Origin of the sequence: Cutibacterium sp. 37298 (genome assembly GCF_023838685.1) — a bacterium.
In the GTDB taxonomy this organism is placed as follows: domain Bacteria; phylum Actinomycetota; class Actinomycetes; order Propionibacteriales; family Propionibacteriaceae; genus Cutibacterium; species Cutibacterium acnes.
In genome coordinates this window covers 23,141-36,440 of record NZ_JAJNRJ010000004.1, presented here as the reverse complement: position 1 = coordinate 36,440, position 13,300 = coordinate 23,141, and the positions used below count along the sequence as shown (strand labels likewise).

Annotated in this window: 9 protein-coding genes; 4 read left to right on the top strand and 5 right to left on the bottom strand. The window is 59.9% G+C overall.

The genetic code is table 11. The features are described 5' to 3' along the window. Nucleotides 1-30: 30 nt before the first annotated feature. Complete coding sequence (locus LRP59_RS10380) at nucleotides 31-1,320, top strand: GNAT family N-acetyltransferase (RefSeq protein WP_002531854.1); 1,290 nt, start codon at nucleotides 31-33, stop codon at nucleotides 1,318-1,320. Nucleotides 1,321-1,403: 83 nt separating this feature from the next. On the opposite strand, the gene ligA is transcribed toward LRP59_RS10380, so the two are convergent. Continuing rightward, complete coding sequence (ligA, locus tag LRP59_RS10375) at nucleotides 1,404-3,626, bottom strand: NAD-dependent DNA ligase LigA (protein WP_002514401.1); 2,223 nt, start codon at nucleotides 3,624-3,626, stop codon at nucleotides 1,404-1,406. Nucleotides 3,627-3,661: 35 nt separating this feature from the next. Further along, nucleotides 3,662-3,808 carry a hypothetical protein gene (locus tag LRP59_RS10370; RefSeq protein ID WP_002514402.1) on the bottom strand — a complete coding sequence of 49 codons (147 nt, stop codon included), beginning with the start codon at nucleotides 3,806-3,808 and terminating at the stop codon, nucleotides 3,662-3,664. Between the two features lie 335 nt (nucleotides 3,809-4,143). Here LRP59_RS10370 and pepN point away from each other — a divergent pair, with 335 nt between their 5' ends. Continuing rightward, entirely contained in the window at nucleotides 4,144-6,756 is a 2,613-nt protein-coding gene (gene pepN, locus LRP59_RS10365; protein WP_002521421.1) for an aminopeptidase N, read from the top strand. Between the two features lie 75 nt (nucleotides 6,757-6,831). Here the strand turns inward: pepN and LRP59_RS10360 are convergent, their stop codons facing one another. Continuing rightward, nucleotides 6,832-7,059 carry a hypothetical protein gene (locus LRP59_RS10360; protein ID WP_032499844.1) on the bottom strand — a complete coding sequence of 76 codons (228 nt, stop codon included), beginning with the start codon at nucleotides 7,057-7,059 and terminating at the stop codon, nucleotides 6,832-6,834. Between the two features lie 188 nt (nucleotides 7,060-7,247). On the opposite strand from LRP59_RS10360, the gene gndA reads away from it, so the two are divergent. Together gndA and LRP59_RS10350 are read left to right on the top strand one after the other, a co-directional pair. Further along, the gene (gene gndA / locus LRP59_RS10355; protein ID WP_002514405.1) at nucleotides 7,248-8,696 is read left to right on the top strand and encodes an NADP-dependent phosphogluconate dehydrogenase; all 1,449 of its coding nucleotides are present in this window, start codon (nucleotides 7,248-7,250) and stop codon (nucleotides 8,694-8,696) included. Nucleotides 8,697-8,771: 75 nt separating this feature from the next. Beyond that, a complete protein-coding gene (locus LRP59_RS10350) occupies nucleotides 8,772-10,445 on the top strand; it encodes a glycoside hydrolase family 13 protein (RefSeq protein ID WP_002514406.1) in 1,674 nt (557 codons plus the stop codon). Between the two features lie 7 nt (nucleotides 10,446-10,452). On the opposite strand, the gene LRP59_RS10345 is transcribed toward LRP59_RS10350, so the two are convergent. Together LRP59_RS10345 and LRP59_RS10340 are read right to left on the bottom strand one after the other, a co-directional pair. Next, nucleotides 10,453-11,298, bottom strand: a complete 846-nt coding sequence (locus LRP59_RS10345; RefSeq protein WP_002521423.1) for a thioesterase family protein — start codon at nucleotides 11,296-11,298, stop codon at nucleotides 10,453-10,455. Then, entirely contained in the window at nucleotides 11,295-13,202 is a 1,908-nt protein-coding gene (locus LRP59_RS10340; protein WP_002514408.1) for a long-chain fatty acid--CoA ligase, read from the bottom strand. Before LRP59_RS10340 ends, LRP59_RS10345 begins: the two co-directional genes overlap by 4 nt. Between the last annotated feature and the right edge of the window lie 98 nt (nucleotides 13,203-13,300).

The window sequence follows — 13,300 nt, the reverse complement described above, 5'->3', positions numbered from 1 at the left end:
TCGTAGATCATCTCCGATAGCGTGAAGGCTATGGCTGACAGCACCTCATCTGTTCAGGTCCCCGACCCCTACCGTCTGGAACTGGTCACCAGCGACGGTTCCCGCAGCGAGGCGGTCGACAATGTGCTGCGAGCAGTAGCACTGGGGTTTCACCTGTCCCAACCCTCCGACGCCGAGCTCGAGCATTACGCTGCTTGTGTCGAGGGCGAACAGTTGTGGACAATCCGCCAACCTGACCCCGACCCGGAGTTCCCCAACCTTCCGGTCGCGACGATGGACACATACCCGAGCACCATTAACACCGGCCATGGTCATCTCGAGCCGGCCACGTTCATTACCGACGTTACTGTGCGCGCCAGCCACCGCAGACGCGGTCTGCTACGTACCCTCATGACGAATACCCTGACCCGTTCCAAGGAGGAGGGTCTGGCATTTGCCGCCCTGACTGCCACCGAGGGCAGCATCTACGGACGGTTCGGATACGGCATCTCAACCCGTGATCAAAGCGTCGAGATCGTCGTTGACGGCCGGTTTAAGCTCAACCACGCTCCAAGCGGAACAGTCTCGATGGCTGATCCACTGGCCATTGATGATCTTCGTCTCAAAGTGTTCTCCGAGTTCCACCGAGCTCGTCGCGGGTCCCACAATCGCCAGCCGTGGCACGTCGATTACGCCTCCGGACGCTGGGACCCTCAGAAGGGCGGCCCAAACCGTCGCGTCCGTTCGATCGTTCATCACAACGACGATGGCGAACCCGACGGCGTCGTTTCCTACCAGATCGACAAGGATTTCGGCTCACAGATCACCATCCTCGACATGGTCGCCACCACCCCGGACGCTGAGGTCGCGTTGTGGGAGTTCCTCGCCTCGGTTGACCTCATCGAGATGATCAAGGCACCAAAGGTCGACCCCGCCACCCCACTGCCATGGGCGGTGGAAGACCCCCGAGTTGTGAAGTTCACCCGCCATATCGATCTCGGCTGGCTGCGCATCCTTGACGTCAAGAAGGCGATGGCCGTACGCGGTTGGGACCATCAAGGCTCAGTCACCTTCCACGTCGTCGACCCGATGGGTTATGCCGAAGGTACCTGGCGAGTTGACGTTGAGGCTCCGGGAGCGCCCGCGACCGTCACGAAGGTCGACGACTCCACGGACGCCGCGACCCTTGACGTGGCCGCCCTCGGGTCGCTGTATTTCGGAATGGGCCGGGGATTCTCGCTGGCCGCTGCCCACCGCATTACTGGCACTGACGAGCAGATCGCAGCGGTGGACCGGATGTTCTCCACCGTCGACGTCGCCCATAACATTTCGGAGTTCTGAGGCACCCTTACGCAACGTGGACCAGGCATCTTTACCCGGTCCACGTTGCCTTACCGGGGTGACAGACCCCAGAGAATCGGCCCTCACCCGATGGTTGTGATTCCCTGCGGGCCGTTTTCAAGCAAATACCGGAACCCGGCCTCGTCAAGGATGGGACGGCCCAGGTCTCGCGCCTTGGTTTCCTTAGATCCGGCATTCTCCCCCACGACGACGTAGTCAGTCTTTCGAGAGACGGATCCCGCCGCTTTTCCTCCGCGCGAGACGATGGCCTCCTTCGCTTCGTCACGGCTGAATCCCTCCAGACTTCCCGTGACGACCACAGTCAACCCCTCGAGGGTCTGTTCAGGGGCTTCGTCACGATCGTCGGCCATCCGCACTCCCGCTGCGGCCCATCGACTAATGATCTCCTGATGCCAGTCGACTTCGAACCATCGCTTGACCGATTCGGCGATAATCTCACCCACCCCATCGACTCCAGCAAGTTCCTCGACGGACGCTTCCCGAATGGCCTCAACTGACCCGAAGTGGGTGGCCAGAGCTCGGGCCGCCGTTGGTCCGACATGACGGATAGACAGGGCGACCAGCACTCTCCACAACGGCTGGGACTTGGCCTTCGCTAACTCGTCGAACATTTTCTTGGTCGTGGCAGTCGGAGCCGACGGCTTTTTCGCTGTCGCCTTCGTGAAGAAATAGGGTTCAAGCTGCCAGGGGCCTGGGCCGCCGTTAACTTTCCTACGACGCCATACTTTGACCTCGGCGAGATCGTCGGGCTGCAGGTCGAACAGACCAGCCTCGGAGCTCAGCACTGCCGTTTGCCGTTTCGGAAGTTCCTCAGCGACCTCGTCATCACCCGGGCGCTGGTTTTCCGGATCAGTCAGAGCGATGGCGGCCTCCCAACCAAGAGCTTCGATGTCGAGGGCGCCACGTGACGCTAATCCGAAGACCCGCTCGTGTAGCTGGGAGGGACAACCTTGAGCATTAGGGCAGCGAAGATCCTTGTCACCGTTCTTTTCATAGGCCAACTCCGCCCCACAGCTCGGGCAGTGATCGGGCATAAGAAACTCCCGCTCGGTGCCGTTACGCAGCTCCACCACCGGGCCAAGGATCTCCGGAATAACGTCACCAGCCTTGCGCAGCACCACGGTGTCGCCAATGAGCACGCCTTTGCGCTTGACCTCGAAAGCGTTGTGGAGGGTAGCCATCTCGACGGTGGATCCGGCAACCGCTACCGGTCTCATGACCCCGTACGGGGTGACACGACCGGTCCTTCCAACATTGACGCGGATGTCAAGGAGCTCGGTGTTGACTTCTTCGGGCGGATATTTATACGCGATGGCCCACCGAGGAGCTCGCGAGGTGGCACCCAGCTTGCGCTGCAAAGAGACATCATCAACCTTGACCACCACGCCGTCAATCTGGTGGGAGGCCTCGTCGCGGGATTCACCCCAGCGGGTCACGAACTCCTGTACCTCATCGGCATGCTCCACGATTTTGAAGTACGGCGAGACGGGTAACCCCCACTGCGCAAGCTTGTCGTAAGCATGCCCCTGGCTAGGGAAATCGTGACCTTCCAGCACCCCAATACCGTGGACGATCATCGACAGAGGCCGGGACGCCGTCACCCGAGAGTCCTTCTGCCGCAGCGAACCGGCAGCCGCATTGCGCGGGTTAGCAAAGGGGTTCTTACCTGCCTCGACGAGGGCAGCGTTGAGGTCGGCGAAATCAGCGACCGGGAAAAACACCTCGCCCCGAACTTCAAGCAGACGAGGGACATCATCGCCGGTCAGCTTCTGGGGTATAGCCGCGATCGTACGCACGTTCGCGGTGACGTCCTCACCGATACGGCCATCACCGCGTGTCGCCCCGGATACAAGCTGCCCGTCTCGGTAGACGAGGTCGACCGCCAACCCGTCAATCTTCAGCTCGCAGAGGAAATTCGGGATCTTTCCGACGGCAGTAGCGACCCTGCTTATCCATTCTGACAGTTCGTCGCGGGTAAAGACGTTGTCCAGGCTCAGTAGCCGTTCGAGGTGTTTGACCGGGGCGAAATCTGTTACCCGTTGTGGAGCTCCAACCCGCTGAGTGGGCGAGTCGGGAGTGCGCAACTCCGGATGGTCGTCCTCCACCTTCTTGAGTTCGACCATAAGCCGGTCGTATTCGGCGTCAGAGATTGTTGGAGCGTCGCTGGCATAGTAAGCGTCCTGGGCGTCAAGGATGCGCTGGGCCAACTCGGTCCAGTGGTGGCGCGCCTCTGCCTCAGCCTCACTCGCCTCCAGCTCGCCACCTCGGGCGGAATCGTCAACCATGGCCCCATCCTTGCGCAGTTCACATAGTTGTGCATTCACCGACGAGCTTTCGTCCAGGTCCGTTGCAAAGAAAGTTGCCTGGCCGCCGGGACGTACTTGGCGAGGTCAACCTTAGCCTCCTCGTCCTTGAGCACCAAAGACATAGTGACCGGCGTACCGACGTCCTGCCCGACCAGGTCCATACCTTTTCCGTCTCAGCACAGTAGTCGTCGGAGAGGTCGCGTCCTTCACTGAGAACGGCCAAACTCACGACGTGAAAGACAATACGTCGTCAACCCTTTTACCACAAATATCCAACGTGACGTCGCCCGGGTCAGGTTACACCCAAATCAACTGTTGTCCTCATGGCCCCAACCGGACCGCACGCGCTTAACCCTGGCAAAGACGACCCCCTGCATTGTTCGCGTATGGCGCATAAGCATGGAACACAGTTCACAATTGACAAGACAGCCAAAGGGGGAACCGATAGAGTCTTATACGAATTGTTGGGTGCATTATGTGCGCTCATAACTAACGCATGTTCCACGGAGGCATGATGAGCTCGGTCAACATCACTCGTGAGGAGGCGCAGCAGCGCTCCCAGGTCATTACGGCACATAGCTCCAAGGTGCTCGTTGATCTTTCTGGACGCGACCCCAACGGCGACCCGCTCGGCGAGCCGACCGAAACCTTCGTTTCCTCCTCAACAATTCAGTTCTCATCGACTGGCGGGCAGAGCCATCTCGACCTTATTGCTGACGGCGTCTACGCCGCAGACCTCGACGGCGCCCCATTGGATCCCGCCGCATTCTCACATAATCGTTTCCCATTCACGACTGAGCCGGGAACTCACGAGATCACCGTCACCGCGCTGTGCCGCTACTCCCATTCCGGAGAGGGTCTGCACCGTTTTGTCGACCCGGCCGACGGCAAGGTCTATCTATACACCCAGTTCGAAATTGCTGACGCCAGGCGCATGTACGCGGACTTTGAGCAGCCCGATCAAAAGATGACCTTCGAGCTGCAAGTCATCGCACCTACCGGTTGGACCATCGTTTCTAACTCCCCCACTCCGGAACCGGCCGAAGGTCCGTGGGAGGGGATGTCGCGGTGGTCTTTTGAACCCACCCTCCCGATTTCGACTTACCTCACGGCTCTCGTCGCCGGTGAATACCATGTCGATCACGGGACAATCCATACGGCGTCGGGAGAAATTGATGCCGACATTCTGTGCCGTCAGTCGATCACGGAATACCTCGACGCCGACCGCATTCGGACCACTACCCAGCGCGGGTTCAAGGTCTACGAGGCCGAGTTCGGGTACCCTTACCCGTTCGGTAAGTACACCCAGTCTTTCGTCCCGGAGTTCAATGCGGGCGCCATGGAAAACGCCGCTTGCATAACCCATCGCGACGACCTGCTCTTTCGCTCCCGGGTCACGTCGGCTGCATACGAAAACCGTGATAACACCATCCTTCACGAGCTTGCCCACATGTGGTTTGGCGATCTCGTAACAATGAAATGGTGGGACGACCTGTGGCTCAACGAGTCCTTCGCCGAGTGGGCCTCACACCACTGCCAGGAAAAGATCGTCGAGAAGCATGGCGGTATCGACCCGTGGGTTTCCTTCGCCAACCAGCGCAAGACCTGGGGTTACACCCAGGACCAGCTGCCGACCACCCACCCCATCGCAGCCGACATGATCGATCTTGACACCGTCGAACAGAACTTCGACGGGATCACCTACGCCAAGGGTGCATCAACCCTTAAGCAGCTGGTCGCCTTTGTAGGTGAAGATGAGTTCCTCGCTGGCGTGCGGACGTATTTCGCCCAAAACGCCTTCTCAAACACCGAACTCAAAGACCTTCTCCACCAGCTCCAGGTGGCGTCCGGGCGGGACCTGTCCTCCTTCACCGAGCAGTGGCTGCGCACCCCCGGTGTCAACACCGTCCGCCCGGACTACGACGTCGACGAGAACGGCAACTTCACACGCTTCGACATCGTCCAAACCGCTACCGAGAAGTATCCGACTCTGCGTACCCATCGTCTGGGAGTCGGCATCTACACCTTTACTGACAACCACCTGACCCGTACCGAGCTTCTCGATGTGGACATCCACGACGAACGTACCCCGATCGCGGCCCTCGTCGGGCACTCCCGCGGCGATCTGGTGCTGCTCAACGATGGCGACCTGACCTACGCCAAGGTACGTCTCGACGATCATTCGATGGCCACCCTCATTGACCACATTGACGCCCTATCTGACCCACTGGCCCGCGCACTGTGTTGGAGCTCGGCATGGGACATGTGCCGCGATGCCGAGATGCGCGCCCAGGACTATGTCACCTTGGTTGGCAAAGGTTTGCCCAGCGAATCCGACCTCACAGCCGTGACCGCACTCATCCGCCAGGCGACAACCGCCGCGATCTCGTACAGCAACGCTGACGTTCGTCAGGAGGTGCGTGACCGTCTCGTCGCCATCCTCGCGACTGGCCTTCGAGATGCCAAGCCCGGCTCTGACCACCAGGTTGCCTATGCCAACGGTTTGGCTGCCGCAGCCACAACGGACGCCGCCGACCTGCTCAAGGGGTGGCTGTCCGGTGAGGAAGTCCCCGAGGGACTCAGTATCGATCAGGGCATGAGGTGGCGCCTCGTCACCGCACTTGCCAGACTGGGACGAGTTGGGGAAGACGAGATCGCCGCCGAGCTGCAACGAGACAACACCATCTCTGGTTCCGAGCAAGCTGCCGGGGCCCGCGCCGCAATGCCGACCGCCCAGGCTAAACAGGCCGCCTGGCAGCGCGCCACCACCGACGATTCGGTGCCCAACGAGACTTACCGTCAGTTGGTCATGCAGTTCATTCAGCCTGATCAGACCGAGGTGCTCTCCCCGTACGTCGATCCATACCTCGAGCTATGCAAGGCCATCGACTCCCATGAGGGTCAGTGGGCCAAGGCCGGTCACGCCCAGGTGCAGAACGCCTTAATGTGGCTATTCCCGAGTACCGAGGTCATAGACGCCGCCTGGCTCAACAAACTAGAGGGTTGGGTTTCCGACAACGACCCCGGCAGCACAGTCCGTCGCGTCCTTGCCGAACGTGCTGATAACGCCCGCCGTATCCTGCGCTGCCAGGAGGCAAGCCACGGGTGACGTGAACGGCGATAGTGGCCTCGAACCGTTCGTTCGAGGCCACTATCGTCTTCGTATCAGGCAGCTGGTTGAGAATCAGTCAGGATCGTTGCTATTGCGTCCCTTCGCACGATGGATTCCCCACCCAACGAGGGTAAAGAGAACGGCAGTGGCGATCGGCCACACGACGCACAGCATGAGCAGGTGAACGGAACTGTAGTGAGCTTCGGGCCAGCCGGGCAAGGTTTTCATGGGCACGAGGGCCAGCGCATCGATCATGGCCTCAGCGTAGCGTCTTTGCGCACGTGAGGAACCGGACTTCAGAGAGCTTAATCCTCATAGAGCTTAATTGGGAGGAGTCGTTGTGAAAGGGTTAAGCTCCAATGAGTTTGCCAATTGCACTCATCAGAGTTCGCACACGCGCGGCATCTCATGACATCACCAGATCCGCCCTCAACTGCATCAAGAGTGAACACTGGAAAGATGGGGACGAGACACCGAGGAGGAAACGCATGAGTGACACTGCGCCACAGACCGCCGAGGTCGGCGTCATCGGAATGGCCGTCATGGGCTCTAACCTGGCCCGCAATATGGCCCATAAGGGCTTCCGCGTCGCCATCTATAACCGCACCGCATCACGTACCGACGAAGTGATAGCCGGGCATGGCAACGAAGGAACGTTCCTGCCCTTCCATGACCTGGCCAATTTCGTAGCCAGCCTCGAGCGCCCGCGTCGCGTCGTCATGATGGTTAAGGCGGGGCGCGGCACCGATGCCGTCATTAAAGAGATCACCCCTCTCCTCCAACCTGGTGATGTCCTCGTCGACGGTGGTAATGCTTATTTTGGTGATACCCGCCGCCGTGAGGAGGAAATGCGTCCCACCGGCATCCACTATGTTGGTACTGGCATCTCCGGTGGGGAAGTCGGAGCCCTTGAGGGTCCATCAATTATGCCTGGCGGGTCTCAGGAATCTTACGAAGTCATCGGACCGGTCTTAGAAAAAATCTCTGCCCACGTCGACGGCGAACCCTGCTGCGCATGGATGGGTACTGACGGCGCCGGACATTTCGTCAAGATGGTCCATAACGGCATCGAGTACGCCGATATGCAGTTCATTGGCGAGGCGCACTCCCTTTTGCGTGCCGCCGGTTTAACCAATGCTGAGGCCGCCGATGCCTTCGAGTCGTGGAACCATGGCGACCTCAATTCCTACCTCGTCGAAATCACTTCCCGGGTACTGCGTGCCAAGGATCCTCGTAACCCCGACACAGACCTCCTCGACGTCATCCGCGACGAGGCGGGAATGAAGGGAACAGGCACCTGGACCGTTCAGACCGCTCTCGAGCTTGGAGTGAATGTTTCCACTATCAGCGAGGCGGTCTTCGCCCGATCCGTTTCCAGCGCCGTGCCGCTGCGCACGGTCGGTCAGCACGTCCTTGCGGGGCCGGAGCACACCATCACTGTTGAGGACCGGCAAACCTTCCTTACCGATGTTCGTGATGCCCTATGGTCGGCGAAGGTGGTGGCCTACGCACAAGGTCTCGACGAGATTCGTACGGCGGCCGCCGAGTACAACTGGGAGGTCGATATGGGCCAAATCGCGTCGATCTGGCGCGATGGCTGCATCATTCGCGCGCGTCTGCTCCAACGCATCAGGGATGAATACGCCGCCGGTGATCTCGTCTCCCTCCTTGAGGCCCCGTCCGTGAAGGCCGAGCTCGCACGCTGCCAGCAAGCGTGGCGCCGGGTCGTCGCCTGTGCTGTCGAGGCCGGTGTTCCAGTTCCGGGATTCTCCTCGGCCCTGGGCTACTACGACCAAGTCCGAGCCCCTCGTCTTAACGCCGCTCTCACCCAGGGTCTGCGCGACCTTTTTGGTGCCCACACGTACCGGCGCGTTGACGACGAAGGTTCTTGGCACCTCAATTGGTCAGGTGACGGTCGCGAAGTCCGCGCCAACTGAGTCTTCCCTCCACGAGGGTAGCCAGCCCTGGCCGTCGTGTCTGTTCTTACCCCACGCAACCCCATAAGGACCCCCATGACCACCTCCCCTACCACCAACGACTGGTGGAAGTCCGCTGTCGTCTATCAGGTCTACCCACGCAGCTTCGCCGACTCGAACGGAGACGGCATTGGCGACGTGCGTGGCATCATCGACCACCTCGACCACCTCGTCGCCTTGGGTGTCGACGCCCTGTGGATCTCACCGTGGTACCCCTCCCCCATGGCTGACGGCGGATACGACGTCAGCGACTACTGCGACATCAACCCGGACTTTGGCACCCTCGCCGATGCGGACGCCCTCGTAGCACAGGCGCATGAGCTGGGTCTGCGGGTCATCATCGATCTCGTCCCAAACCACTCCTCTCAAGAGCATCCATGGTTCAAAAAGGCGTTGGCCGCAGCTCCCGGCTCCCCAGAACGCGACCGCTACATCTTTCGTGATGGCCGGGGCGAGAACGGTGAGCTTCCCCCGAACAACTGGCCGTCAGTTTTCGGCAGCGGCGCATGGGAGCGCATCACCGAGCCGGACGGCACTCCTGGTCAGTGGTACCTGCACTTTTTCGACGTTTCCCAGCCCGACTGGAACTGGGAGAACTCCGACGTCCTCGAAGAGTTTGACCGCGTGCTGAGGTTCTGGTTCGACCGCGGGGTTGACGGTTTCCGCATCGACGTCGCCAACTCGCTGGTTAAGGAATCCGGTCTTCCAGATCTCCCCGAAGACGAAAAATTCGGCGAGCTCGTCGGGGATAGTCCGATGTGGGATCAGCCTGGACTTGCAACAATTCAGCGACGCTGGCGTGCTATCGCCGACGAATACGCCGATACGCCTGAGGGGCCCAGGATGTTTGTCGCCGAGGCTTATCTCCCCCACGACCGCCTGGTCCGCTACCTCGAGTCGGATCGACTGCATACATCCTTTAACTTCGAGTTCCTCATCTCGGCGTGGAAAGCCAACTCGCTTCGCACCACGATCACCGAATCGCTAGCAGCTCACGAGTCGGTGGGCGCTAGTGCCACCTGGGTACTTGGTAACCACGACAATTTCCGCCCGGTCTCCCGCTACGGCAAGGAGATCTCCGGGCTGGATTTCTCGGATCCGTCGGCTCCGCACGCCCAGTTTCATGGCACCCCTACCGATGTGGCTCTGGGGCGGTGTCGAGCTCGCGCCGCCGCCATGCTGGAGCTGGCTCTACCGGGCGGTGCCTACATTTACCAAGGCGAAGAGCTTGGCCTCCCAGAGGTCGAAGATCTTCCCGAAGAAACCCTCCAAGACCCCACCTGGAAACGTTCTGGACACACAGATCGCGGTCGTGACGGATGTCGCGTTCCCATGCCATGGAGCGGTTCCAACGCACCCTATGGGTGGTCGACAAACGCGAACACCTGGCTCTCCATGCCGAGTAATTGGGCCGAGTGGACCGTCGAATCTGAGCAGAACGATTCGTCATCCTTTTTTGCCCTCTACCGCGCCCTGCTGGCCGAGCGCCATGCCAACCCAGCGCTGGGCGTCGGAACGATGACCTGGAACGAGTCCACCGACGAAGTTCTCGATTTTTCCCGCGAGCCCGGTTTCCGGTGCATCGTCAACTTCGGCGCCGAAAAGGTGACAGTGGACGCTGACGCGGTCATCGCATCGTCGATTCCGCTGGAGGCCCAAGGTAAGACGGTCTCGGTCGGACGCGACCAGGCCGTCTGGTTGCGAGTCTGAACGTCGATCACACCGCGACGAGGTAGGCCGACAAGGCCTGCCTCGTCTGGTCGTCAATAGGCACCGAAGCACCCGTCTTCGGGTCGACACAAACCAGCACAGTGGCGGCGTCAAGGGCCGACCCTTCCTCAGTCGCGATGGATCCGGCCAGCGTCATTGACGACGTCCCCAACCGCGTCAGGGCGGTATGAACGCGGCACGACCGCTGGGTCGGCAGAACCTGGCGGCGATACCGGATATCTTGACGCACAACGACCCACAGATGGTTGCCAGCTCGTTTCATTCCTGGCGACCACGACGTCGTCGCCAGGATCCTCGCCTCTTGCAGGTATCCGGCCAGACTCACGTTATTGACGTGGCCTTGACGGTCGACATCGGACCAGCGGATCGGCACCTCGACAAAATCACCAGCCTCGGACACATCCACCACCTTGATGGGCTTCCACTGCTGTGACTCGACTTTCATGGACTCAAACGCGCCACGCTCACCATCGGTAAGGCGACGGGGACGACCGGTCGCGAAGTCGAAAGGGCAGATAGTTCCCCGGGCCCGAGCGACCTCAACGTCGTGGTGCCAGGCGCGATAATCAAGGACGGTCCGGGCCGCGCCGAGCTGGGAGCACCCCACGGCCACACGCAACGGGCTACCGTCAACCACGAAGGGGGCGAAGAACTCCACATCTTGACTGACGACGACGATCCCCGTGTCAAGCATCTCCTGGGCGCCATTGGTGTAGAACGCCTGGTTTCGTGACTCCTGTACAAGCTCGCTAATACGAACGTTATTAACATGTCCCTGCGCATCCATATCGGACCAGCGCAGTGGAATATCGACGACGACAGCTCCAGTCATGAAGCGTCGCTTCCCTTTGAAGCGCCCGGTTGATCGTTTTCGTCAGCGAACATCTCGTCAAGGAGGTAAGCGTATTTTTCAGCCACCACCCCACGACGCACCTTGAGACTGGTCGTCACTGAGTGAGAATCCTCGGTCAGGTCGTGGTCAAGAATGGCAAATTTCTTGACGGTCTCCCAGCGTTCAAGCCGCGAATTAGCCCGATCGACGTACCACTGAATACTGCGACGCACGCGTGGATCTGCGGTGAGCTCGGCATAGCTGGCATCAGCTTTGCCATGTCTTTTGCCCCAGGTCATGAGCGCGTCCCGATCGAGGGTGAGTAGGGCGACGGCGTATTTATGTCCCTCGCCAAGCACGACAGCGTTAGACAGGTACGGGCAGTTGGCCATGAGAGTGGCCTCGACCTTCTGTGGGGCGACGTATTTACCACCAGAAGTTTTGAAAAGGTCCCGCTTGCGATCAGTAATGCGCAGGTAGTTTTTTTCATCGAATTCACCAATATCACCGGTGTGGAACCAGCCATCGGTGAACGCTTTGGCGGTCTTCTCGGGCAGGTTGTGGTAACCACGAGCGACGATTGGCCCAGAAACTAAGACCTCGCCGTCCTCTGCGATCCGCGCCAGACATCCCGGCGCGACCGGCCCAACAGTTCCCGAGCGAATAGCGGTAGGACCACTAAAGAAAGCAACCGCTCCAATCTCGGTGGCCCCGTACCCCTCGACAATAGGAATTCCAGCCGAGAAAAACCATTGCTGCACCTGCTCAGAAAGCTTGGCACCACCACAAATCATGAACTCGATTCCACCGAGCTTGCGGCGCAAGGTAGAGAACACTAGTGCATCAGCAATCTTGAGTTTGGCGGCTACGGTGACCGGCAGCCGATCACCGGCATGACGGTACTGTTGGACGTCACGGCCAGTAGCAAACGCCCACCGCGAGACTCGGCTCGCCAAGCGTCCCTGCGGGTAGGCTGTCATGACTCCAGCACGGATTTTCTCAAAAATACGGGGCACACCACACATGACTCGGGGTTTAACCTCGCCAAGGCTACGAGCCAGCCTCGGAATGCGCGGCTCGATAGCCTGGGTGATGCCAATCTCCACGCAAATCGCGATAAGGCACTTGCCGAAAGCATGAGAAAGCGGCAACCACAATAGATGAACATCCCCGCCTCGGAACACGTCGAGGCTCTTCCACGCCTGCCCCATATAGGTCCAGGCCTGGTGAGTGAGTTCAACTCCCTTGGGGGTGCCAGTAGTGCCCGAGGTGTAAATGAGGGTGCACAGGTCGTCCGGCTCAATCGAGTCGATCATGCGGCGGACAAGTTCTGGCTCAGCAGCCAGACGACGCCGTCCGTGAGCAATGACGTCAGCCATAGTGGTGAGGCGGTCATCGCTGACCCCGGTCTGCTCGGAGTCGTCGACAAAGCTAATGATATGACGTACCACCGCGTCGACTTCGGGGCGTCCTTGGATCTTGGCGACTTGGGCCGTCGAGTCGACGAAAAGGATGGACGAGTGTGAGTCGACCAGGATGAAGCTGGCCTCTTCTGGCCCTGAATTCGGGTAAATCGTCGTAGTCGCGCCGCCTGCGCAGGAAATGGCCATATCGGCGATGATCCACTCGGTACGAGTCCCGGAGAGCAGAGCGACGCGCCCCTCACGAGAAAGACCGAATTCCATCAGCCCGGCAGCAACCTCGTGGGCCTGGCGACGGAACTCAGCAAAGGTCATCGGAAGCCAGGTATTGGGCTCATCGTCGGGGCCCGAGGGTGTCAAGAATGCAATGCGGTTGGGATGAGCATCTGCCTGACGATCAAGCATCGCCGCAAAATTTTTTGCCGAGGCTGCGAGGAGCTTCCTCTGCACAGCAAGAGACTCGTCGTCACTGGTACCGCTCATCAGCTCACCCTCACCTCGATCAAAAAGTAACTTCTGCCACGCTATTGCATGTTTCATTGGTCAGTCCCCACAACTCCCGATATCAACAATGGGCCGTT

Coding starts and splice junctions, on each gene's coding strand:
- LRP59_RS10380 (WP_002531854.1), top strand. CDS start 31: ATGGCTGACAGCACCTCATCTGTTCAGGTCCCCGACCCCTACCGTCTG.
- ligA (WP_002514401.1), bottom strand. CDS start 3,626: ATGGTTGACGATTCCGCCCGAGGTGGCGAGCTGGAGGCGAGTGAGGCT.
- LRP59_RS10370 (WP_002514402.1), bottom strand. CDS start 3,808: ATGGACCTGGTCGGGCAGGACGTCGGTACGCCGGTCACTATGTCTTTG.
- pepN (WP_002521421.1), top strand. CDS start 4,144: ATGTTCCACGGAGGCATGATGAGCTCGGTCAACATCACTCGTGAGGAG.
- gndA (WP_002514405.1), top strand. CDS start 7,248: ATGAGTGACACTGCGCCACAGACCGCCGAGGTCGGCGTCATCGGAATG.
- LRP59_RS10350 (WP_002514406.1), top strand. CDS start 8,772: ATGACCACCTCCCCTACCACCAACGACTGGTGGAAGTCCGCTGTCGTC.
- LRP59_RS10345 (WP_002521423.1), bottom strand. CDS start 11,298: ATGACTGGAGCTGTCGTCGTCGATATTCCACTGCGCTGGTCCGATATG.
- LRP59_RS10340 (WP_002514408.1), bottom strand. CDS start 13,202: ATGAGCGGTACCAGTGACGACGAGTCTCTTGCTGTGCAGAGGAAGCTC.